We start from the raw sequence: 8,011 nt of genomic DNA on the forward strand, positions 1-8,011 counted from the left end.
GGTCAAGTCCTGGGACGTGGTGTATCGGTGATCGTGTGATCCCTCGTGTCGAGGTCAGGCTGTGAGGGCCCGAAGGTCGGGTTCGATCACCTCCTCTGTGGTGGGTTCGCCGACGCGGCGTGCGGCGGCGAGGGCGTCGAGGCCGAGGTAGCGGCGTTGCTCGGCCCACTCGTCGTGTTGCTCGGCGAGGACGGCGCCGACGAGCCGGATGATCGCGTCGCGGTTCGGGAAGATGCCCACGACGTCGGTGCGGCGGCGGATCTCCCGGTTGAGGCGTTCGTTCGGATTGTTGGACCAGATCTGCCGCCAGATGCTCTTCGGGAACGCGGTGAACGCGAGGATCTCCTCACGTGCGGCCTCGAGGTGCTCGAACGACCTGGGGAGCTTGTGCTCGAGCGCGTCCAGGACGCGGTCGAACTGGGCGTGCACGGACTCCGCGTCGGGCTGGTCGAAAACCGTGCCCAGCAGGGTCTTCACCCATGGCCACGAGGACTTTGGGGTCACGCTCATCAGGTTCGCCGCGTAGTGGGTTCTGCACCTCTGCCAGGACCCGCCGACGGTCGCGCCGATCGCTGCGACCAGACCTGCGTGTGCGTCGGACGTGACGAGCTTCACGCCGGTCAGGCCTCTCGCGACGAGGTCGCGCCAGAACGTCAGCCAGCCGGCGCCGTCTTCGGTCGAGTTGACTTGCAGACCGAGGATCTCGCGGTAGCCGTCGGCGTTCACGCCGGTCGCGACCAGCACCGCGACCTTCACGACCCGGCCGCCCTCGCGGACCTTCATGGTGAGCGCGTCGGCGGCGACGAACGAGTACGGGCCGGCGTCCAACGGCCGGGTGCGGAACGCGGTCACCTGCTCGTCAAGGTCGCGCGCCATCTCCGACACCTGCGACTTCGACAGCCCGGTGATCCCGAGGGTCTTCACCAGGTCATCCATCCGACGGGTGGACACGCCGAGGAGGTAGCTGGTCGCGACCACGGTGGTCAGTGCGGCCTCCGCGCGGCGGCGGCGTTCCAGCAGCCACTCCGGGAAGTAGGTGCCCTGCCGGAGCTTGGGGATCTTCACGTCGATGGTCCCGGCGCGGGTGTCGAAGTCGCGGTGGCGGTAACCGTTGCGACGGTTCACCCTGTCGTCGCTGATCGTGCCGTAAGCGGCGCCGCAGATCTGGTCCGCGTCCGCGGATAGCAGCTGGTTGATGAACGTGCCGAGCATCTCCCGCAGCAGATCGGGAGACGCCTGCGCGAGGTGGTCTTCGAGGAAGCGGGCAGGGTCGATATCGTGGGGTGAGACGGTCATCGTCGGGGTCCTTTCGAGATGGATGTGAAGAGTTCTCTCGAAGGATCACGCGGTGACCGTCGCTACGTCCGCAGCGACACGGTCACCCGATCCGTACACCACCTTGCCGGACGCCACCCCGCAGGTCAACGTAGAGCGCGATATCTCCCCGCGTTCGGATCTCCGAGCCGAGGAAGCTGAACGCGTGCGTCTTGCCCGTACCACGGCGGCCGTACAGGACCTGATGATCGACGGAATCGAGGACGTCGATAATGCCTGAGTCCACGAAGGTCTCATGCAGCATCGGGCCCTCCTGTTTCTCGGCGCGCTTCGGTATCTGGTTCAGAGCGCGATTCACTGTTGAGAGGGCTGCCATGCCAGGAAGCATAGGGTGCTGCCGGCTCGTTCGTCTGGTCGCTCGTAACTGACGTCGGTCCCTGCGCTTCCACACCAGTCGCTTGTACCTGTTCCAGTTGCTCCTCGAGCTTCTCCTCCACTTGGCCGTGTAGTCTCGCGAGACGGGCATGGTTCTCTTCGGGTTCGCCGACGTTGATGCCCCACACGACCGCGGCCACGTTGGTGCGATCCTCTGCCTCGAGGAGGTCGTAAACGTCTTGCCACGTCTCGACAGTCGTCGGCTCGCCATTGAGCTTGAGACGTTCCACCGGGTAGGCACGGGGCAGCTCGAGCCGGTCATACCCGAGTTCCACGTCAGCCTGCACCTTCGGCGGGTGAGTTGATTCCAGATCACACCACACCTTCCCGGAGATGCGGCCGATGTCGACTTTCAGCACCTCGTCGGCGAGGACGACGTCGAGCGATTCCCACCTGTTCTCGACGTACTCTCGTGCTTTCTCGATCAGTCTCTTGAAACGGTTCGGATCGGGCGGGGGTGGGCCGTCTGTTTTCGGCGGGGGTGGGGTGTTCATCTCGCGTTGGCGTTCGATGAGCTCCTCGACTGAAGATGTCATTTGGCCTCCCTCTTTTGGTGAAGGCGGACTATCGCCTTATCCGTCTCGTCGTAGTCGGGGAACCGGTGCCAATGGTTGCTGGAGATGCTTCCGTTTCTGATCTCGAAGGCGAAGAGGTCGCCGCCGATCACGACGTGGTCCTCCGTCAGCCCGCGATCGTTCTCGTCCCTGATGCGGGTCGCCAATTTGATGACGTCTTCGAGAGTGTCGGGCTGCTCCAGAGCGAACGTTTCGGGGCCCGGTACAACGCCGAAGAGGGGATCCGGGAAACGCTCCGGTTCGAAGTCGTTTTTGGACTGGTATCTGTAGTGCACGGGCTCATCGGACCCCGATGGGAACCCGAAGAGGTAGAACTCGGAGGTTGAGATTGCCCCGTGCTCTTGGACAAAATCAGCCTGGTACTGCCTCAGATGCTTCGGCGCGACGTCGTTGACGGTTTCGATGTCACGGCAGGCCCAATCGAGGCTGATCCAGTGTTGAAATCGGCGGTCGAGCAGCGATGGGCCTCTGGAGGCGAAGACCATATTGAGGTGCGGAAGGGTCGACACTTTGGTGCGGAACGACGATGGTTCGTATGTGGTGAGACACGCGAGGGTGTCCGCGATGACGATAACTCCGTCTCTCCACATCGAGTACATGAGGAGACTCACTGAGCCACCGCCGGGAAGTGATCTGCGACGAACTTCGGTGCCGCGATTTCTCCCTCGATGACAGCGAGAGTGCCACCGTCGTTCGTGTACGCAAGTTCGTTCGCGTAGCCGCCAGCGAGGACCGCTCGGCGGAGAGAAGCGACCCCGTCATGTCCTCCTGCGGCTTCGACCTCGGCTGCGGTCCAGACGTGCTCCCCGTTTGAGAGCATCGCCGGGATGAGGTCATCTCTCGGTCCGCCGGGCCCGAAGATCGGTCCGCCGTAGGCGCGGCCTTGAGCACGCTCCGCGCGGTCCGCTATGCTCCCGCCAACGACGTTCGCCATGATGTTGACCTGACGTTCCCGCGTCAGTTGGACGATGGCTTCTTCGGCACGCCGGGTCTCGACGATGACTTCCATCTCGCGCTCGGTGGGGATCCGATAGATCTGATCTGCGAGGCGAGTCGCTTCATCGGCGTTCGCGCCTAGCGCGGTGGCGCTGTCGATCACTGCCTGCCGTCCCGCTTCCAGGGTGGACCGGTAGGTGTCTGTGTTCCCATCGAGCGCGAACTGCGCGTCAGCGGCAGCTTGCGACTTCGCGGCGAGATCGTTCAGCATCCCGAGGTTGTCGCGGCCGGCCTGAGTGTTCTGGTCAAGGGTGAGCGCATACCCCTCTTGGCCCGCAGCGGCTTTCCGGATCGTCTCGTCGACCTTCGCGAGCGCGTCACCGTACGAGATGTTCGCCGAGACGGCGTCCTGTCCCACACCGTTCGCTTCGTTGATCGTCGCTATCAGCTCGGTCAGCTGACCCGCCACATCGGAGACCGCGTCGGATTCGGTCAGGTACGCCTCCGCCGCGGTCTGAGCGACTTCAGCGGATTCCTCCGTCGAGTCAGTCAGGCCCTTGTTGGCCTCTTCCTTCTGACGAGCGAGGCGGCTGGCTTCCTCAAGCGATTCGGCTTCGCCCTGGATGCCGGAGGTGACTTTGAGCGCTGCTTGTTCGACCTGATACTGAGAGAGGCCCAGCCGCTCTGCCTCTTCGGCTGCGAACGAGGATCCATCCCCGATCTTCTGCAGATAGGGAGCGAGCTTCGCGATCGCGTCGGAACTGCCCACCGCGGCCTCAGTCACGAGGTTCAGTTCGATGCCGAGCTTCTCCGCGCTGTCGAACACCGACCCGGGGCCGCTCACCCTTCCGAAGAGGTTGTCGAAGAACCCGGGTGTCGCCTGCAACCGTTCCGACGCGAACCGCTTCGTCGCGTCCGTGATCTTGCGAGAGCCTTCCTCGAGCGTGTCCGCGTAGGACTCGGCCGTCGCCCGCGCCTCAGCTTGCTGCTGCGCCAGACCCCCGACGATCGCAAACAGTCCACCAAGGGCGAGGCCCGCACCCGCCGCGGTGAGGGAGAGTCCCTTCATCGATATTCCGGCCCCGGTGATCGTCGACTTCATCTCGATGAACTTCGGAACCGCGAGCAATGCCGTTCCGCCAGCGAGTGCAACTGCCGCTGTAGCGCCACCGATGATCAGCGTGGCCTGCTGCACGGGTTCGGGGAGGTCCCCGTACATCTGGACGAGTCCGGTGAGGGCTTGAGCCATCGACCGCAGGGTTTCGTTCGCGGCGCTGCCTGTCTGGATCAGTGCCGAATCCAGAGCGCCCTGCAACGCTTCGAGGTCGCCCTTGAGGTTGTCGAGTCGTTTCCGTGCGACCTCGGCCGCGAAGCCGCTGTCGTCGACGGCCTCTGTCCAGTCGTCGACGCCGCTCGCGCCGGCCTTGTACAGCGCCGTCGCAGCGGTGACCGTCTCACGCCCGAAGATGATGCCCATGGAGGCGTCGCGGCTGGCACCGTCCATCGTGTTGTACGCCTTCGAGAGCTGCCCTGCGGCGTTCTCCAGGCCTAGGAAGTTGCCGCTCGAGTCGTACAATGTCAGACCGAGCTTCTCAATCTCACCGCGTGCCTGCGCGGAAGGGGAAGTCAGCGACGAGAGCACGCCTCGCAACGAGGTTCCGGCCTGTTCACCGATGATGCCCTGCTGAGCGAACAGCGCGAGCACTCCGGTCGTTTCTTCAAGCGAGACACCCATCGACGCTGCGACAGGGCCCACGAACTTGAGACCGTTCGCGAGATCCTCGACCGAGCCCATCGCCTTCCCTGCCCCTGCGGCAAGGACGTCGGCCACATGGCCTGCCTGATCGCCGCTGAGACCGAACTGATTCAGTGCGGTGCTCGTGATCTCGGCTGCGCGAGCGACGCCTAGTTGCCCTGCCGCAGCGAGGTCGAGAGAACCGGCGAGTGCGCCGCTCAGGATGTCCGCTGTTGAAACACCGGCCTTCGCGAGTTCTTCGATTGCTCCGGCTGCCTCCGTCGCGGAGAACACCGTTGATGCGCCGGCGTCGATGGCTGCTTCGCGGAGAAGCACCATGTTCTCGGCGCTTTCGTTCGATGCAGCGGCGACGTTTGCCATCGCGGCATCGAACTCTGCGAACTTCGCGACAGCGACGGTGACACCAGCACCGATCAGTGCGCCCATCGCGAGGCTGGAGCGCCCGATCGAGTCGAAAGCGGCCCGGGTCTGCGCGAGCTTCTCGCTCTCCGTACCCACCTTCCGGGTCGCTGTCGCCGCCTCCTGCATACCCTTCTTGAACCCGGCGACCTGCGCCGACAACGTGACCTTGACCTGACGATCAACCATTTTGGTCCTCCGAGCCGTGGCGCAACACGTACGCCGATTGCTTGCACTTCGGAGCGCAGTAAACCTTGTCCCTACGCCCGACTACTTCTGCCCCACACACCGGGCAGGGATGAACAATGACCCACCTCGTCGCGAGCTGCCGGCGGAGCGCCTCAAGCTCGCGCGCACCCACTGCGACCCGCTCGAGCAGATCCAGCAACGCCGGTTCCGGAAGTCGTTTCAGGGCGTCGATCTGTTCATCTGAGAGCACGTGCGCCCCGGGCGCGGCGGGGAGCCGCCACATGAAAAACGCACGGGGATCGTCATGACGGATAGCTCGATCAGTCTGGATGTACGACGTCCCACCCATCAGAGACCCGACCTCCAGAAATCTCCAAACCCGTACACAGCTTTTTTGCCATCCCCGGCGGTACTGGTCGCGGGGGGTCGGAGAGGGGGTCCCCCGGGGGTCTGCGTCGGGCGCAGGAGGGTCTTGGCGGGTGAAAGGATCACGCTCGCCTCCTTCGTTTCCTCGCGTGTGGTGACGTTGGCGCCCGACGAAGTCATGCGGGTTACTCCGTGCCCTGCTTGGCGAGGTCGGCTTCGTAGTACCCGATCGTCATACGGACGGTGGGTTTCCCCGTGACGTGGGCGAGGTATTGCGCTCGCTCTTCTGGTCGGTCTGAGTCGCGCAGCTGGATCAGGTGTTCGATCTGGCGGTCGCGTGTGGCGCTCACTTGCGGGATCCTCTCGCTGCGGGTGCCGCGCTCATGGTCACGGCCGGAGTAGGAGCAAGGGCTGCGGCGGTGGCGAGGGGAAGTCCGGTCCCGTCGTGCGCTCGGTGGCTGCCGCAGTCCATGCAGCGAGTAGTGGTGATGCCGTGCCCGGGATCCCCGGGTCGGGTACCTACGGAATGGTCGATGATCTCGATCCGGTTGACGGGGCAGCTGAATGCGTGTTCGAGGTAGGACCGTGCGCCGGATGCCACGTCCCAGCCCTTGCTTTCGGCGAGGGAGAGAATGAGTTGGGCTGATGTCCGGTCCTGGAGGCGGATCGCGCGTTCGATGGAGTCGCGTGCTTCAGATTCGGTTGAGATGTTTTTGATGGTCATGGTTGCCTTTGTCGCGCGTCAGAATGTTTGGCAGGGGTAGTTAGTTGCTGATGTAACGCCCCAGCTGAGAGGTCTGAATGTCATGAGTCGTCCACCGACGATCCCCGTGGAGAAGAAGCTCCGCATCGTGTTGTCCGTGTTGCAGGGCGAGATCACGATCGCTGAAGCGGGCCGCCGTGAGAAGGTCTCGGAGCAGGCCATCGGGAACTGGAAGCGCCAGTTCCTCGAGGGCGGCAGAGCCGGCATCGAGGCGGGTAAGTCCAAGCCCTCGACCCGCGAGCAGCAGCTCGAGGACGAGGTCGCCGAGCTCACCCAGGCGCTGGGTGAGGCCGCGGTCGAGATCCGGGTCTGGAAGAAGAGCGCCGAGGGCCGCCTGGGCCCTTCGAGGACCTCGAGGTGATCCGCACCGAGGCGGGCATGTCGACCGCGAGGTTCTGTCAGCTGATCGACATGCCCGAACGCACCTGGCGGCGCTGGCAGGCCAAGGCGAAGACTGACCGGCCGCCGAAGGGCCCGTGGCCGCAGCCGGCGCGAGACGCGGCCCGGCCGCTGGTGGTCGCGCATGCGTTGAAGAAGCCGGAGTGGGGCCACCGGAAGATCTGGGCGATGACCCGCCATGACGGACACAAGGTGTCCCAGGCGACCGTGCTGCGGCTGCTGCGCGATGACGGGCTGATCCTGCCATCGGAGTACCAGAAGCAGCGTCGAGAACTCGCGAAGAACCGCAAGGCCGCGTTCGCACGAAACCCGACCGGCCCGAACCAGGTATGGCAGTTGGACTTCAGCGAGTTCGAGACCACCCAGGGTGGGATCTGGAGGATCGCCGGCTGCCGGGACTGGTACTCGAAGCTCGAGCACCCGTTTCACACCTCGCCGACCGCGAACCAGCACGACGCGATCGCCGCGATCGAACTCGCCCTCGTCGACTACGTGACCCTGTTCGGCCACCCCCTCGTCGACCAATGTCAGGTCGACGACGAGACCGGCGAGCTGCTGCCGGTCGTCACGATCGTCACAGACAACGGCGGTCCATTCCGATCGATGAACTTCGAGCTGTTCATCATGCGCCACCCCGAACTGCGACACGTCCGCACCAGGGTGAAGTCACCGGGGCAGAACGGATCACGCGAACGCGGCTTCGGGACGCTGAAGTACGAACGGCTGTTCCTCGACGACATCCCCGACGCGCTCACCCTCGTCGAACGCGCCGAGGACTACCGCATCGAGTACAACGAGACCCGCCCTCATGAGGCGATCGCTTGGAACCGGCCGATAGAGGTGCACATGGGCCTGGCCGACCCGACCATCCCCAACTTCGAAATCGAAGAATCCCTGCCAACTACTTGACGCGGGACA

The 8,011-nt window shown here is 64.4% G+C and carries 10 protein-coding genes; 3 read left to right on the top strand and 7 right to left on the bottom strand.

The window, feature by feature from the left end; translation table 11 throughout:
* Positions 1-54 precede the first annotated feature (54 nt).
* From CGU34_RS13160 to CGU34_RS13180, 5 genes are all read right to left on the bottom strand, one after another.
* A complete protein-coding gene (locus CGU34_RS13160; RefSeq protein ID WP_100809640.1) occupies positions 55-1,296 on the bottom strand; it encodes an IS256 family transposase in 1,242 nt (413 codons plus the stop codon).
* Between the two features lie 82 nt (positions 1,297-1,378).
* Entirely contained in the window at positions 1,379-1,579 is a 201-nt protein-coding gene (locus tag CGU34_RS13165) for a type IV secretion system DNA-binding domain-containing protein (protein ID WP_100814360.1), read from the bottom strand.
* A complete protein-coding gene (locus CGU34_RS13170; RefSeq protein WP_100814361.1) occupies positions 1,569-2,246 on the bottom strand; it encodes a hypothetical protein in 678 nt (225 codons plus the stop codon). The genes CGU34_RS13165 and CGU34_RS13170 overlap by 11 nt, the downstream gene beginning before the upstream one ends.
* Positions 2,243-2,896 carry a hypothetical protein gene (locus tag CGU34_RS13175; protein ID WP_100814362.1) on the bottom strand — a complete coding sequence of 218 codons (654 nt, stop codon included), beginning with the start codon at positions 2,894-2,896 and terminating at the stop codon, positions 2,243-2,245. The genes CGU34_RS13170 and CGU34_RS13175 overlap by 4 nt, the downstream gene beginning before the upstream one ends.
* Positions 2,893-5,565 carry a phage tail tape measure protein gene (locus tag CGU34_RS13180; protein WP_100814363.1) on the bottom strand — a complete coding sequence of 891 codons (2,673 nt, stop codon included), beginning with the start codon at positions 5,563-5,565 and terminating at the stop codon, positions 2,893-2,895. The genes CGU34_RS13175 and CGU34_RS13180 overlap by 4 nt, the downstream gene beginning before the upstream one ends.
* 109 nt (positions 5,566-5,674) lie before the next feature.
* Here CGU34_RS13180 and CGU34_RS17555 point away from each other — a divergent pair, with 109 nt between their 5' ends.
* The gene (locus CGU34_RS17555; protein ID WP_269800305.1) at positions 5,675-5,809 is read left to right on the top strand and encodes a hypothetical protein; all 135 of its coding nucleotides are present in this window, start codon (positions 5,675-5,677) and stop codon (positions 5,807-5,809) included.
* A gap of 307 nt (positions 5,810-6,116) precedes the next feature.
* On the opposite strand, the gene CGU34_RS17025 is transcribed toward CGU34_RS17555, so the two are convergent.
* Together CGU34_RS17025 and CGU34_RS13185 are read right to left on the bottom strand one after the other, a co-directional pair.
* Positions 6,117-6,281, bottom strand: coding sequence for a hypothetical protein (locus CGU34_RS17025; protein ID WP_157811315.1), 165 nt, complete (start codon positions 6,279-6,281; stop codon positions 6,117-6,119).
* The gene (locus tag CGU34_RS13185) at positions 6,278-6,655 is read right to left on the bottom strand and encodes a hypothetical protein (RefSeq protein ID WP_100814364.1); all 378 of its coding nucleotides are present in this window, start codon (positions 6,653-6,655) and stop codon (positions 6,278-6,280) included. The genes CGU34_RS17025 and CGU34_RS13185 overlap by 4 nt, the downstream gene beginning before the upstream one ends.
* A gap of 82 nt (positions 6,656-6,737) precedes the next feature.
* Between CGU34_RS13185 and CGU34_RS13190 the strand changes: the two genes are divergently transcribed.
* Both CGU34_RS13190 and CGU34_RS13195 read left to right on the top strand, forming a co-directional pair.
* Positions 6,738-7,055, top strand: a complete 318-nt coding sequence (locus CGU34_RS13190; protein ID WP_081766164.1) for a helix-turn-helix domain-containing protein — start codon at positions 6,738-6,740, stop codon at positions 7,053-7,055.
* On the top strand, positions 7,052-8,002 hold the full coding sequence (locus CGU34_RS13195) for an integrase core domain-containing protein (RefSeq protein ID WP_036296135.1): 951 nt from the start codon (positions 7,052-7,054) through the stop codon (positions 8,000-8,002). The genes CGU34_RS13190 and CGU34_RS13195 overlap by 4 nt, the downstream gene beginning before the upstream one ends.
* Positions 8,003-8,011: the final 9 nt, after the last annotated feature.

Origin of the sequence: Microbacterium lacus (assembly GCF_002812805.1) — a bacterium.
Lineage (GTDB): Bacteria > Actinomycetota > Actinomycetes > Actinomycetales > Microbacteriaceae > Microbacterium > Microbacterium lacus_A.

Bases quoted from the DNA above. Each gene is read 5' to 3' on its own strand.
- CGU34_RS13160 (WP_100809640.1), bottom strand. From the start codon at position 1,296: ATGACCGTCTCACCCCACGATATCGACCCTGCCCGCTTCCTCGAAGAC.
- CGU34_RS13185 (WP_100814364.1), bottom strand. From the start codon at position 6,655: ATGACCATCAAAAACATCTCAACCGAATCTGAAGCACGCGACTCCATC.
- CGU34_RS17555 (WP_269800305.1), top strand. From the start codon at position 5,675: ATGAACAATGACCCACCTCGTCGCGAGCTGCCGGCGGAGCGCCTCAAG.
- CGU34_RS13190 (WP_081766164.1), top strand. From the start codon at position 6,738: ATGAGTCGTCCACCGACGATCCCCGTGGAGAAGAAGCTCCGCATCGTG.
- CGU34_RS13180 (WP_100814363.1), bottom strand. From the start codon at position 5,565: ATGGTTGATCGTCAGGTCAAGGTCACGTTGTCGGCGCAGGTCGCCGGG.
- CGU34_RS13170 (WP_100814361.1), bottom strand. From the start codon at position 2,246: ATGACATCTTCAGTCGAGGAGCTCATCGAACGCCAACGCGAGATGAAC.
- CGU34_RS13165 (WP_100814360.1), bottom strand. From the start codon at position 1,579: ATGCTGCATGAGACCTTCGTGGACTCAGGCATTATCGACGTCCTCGAT.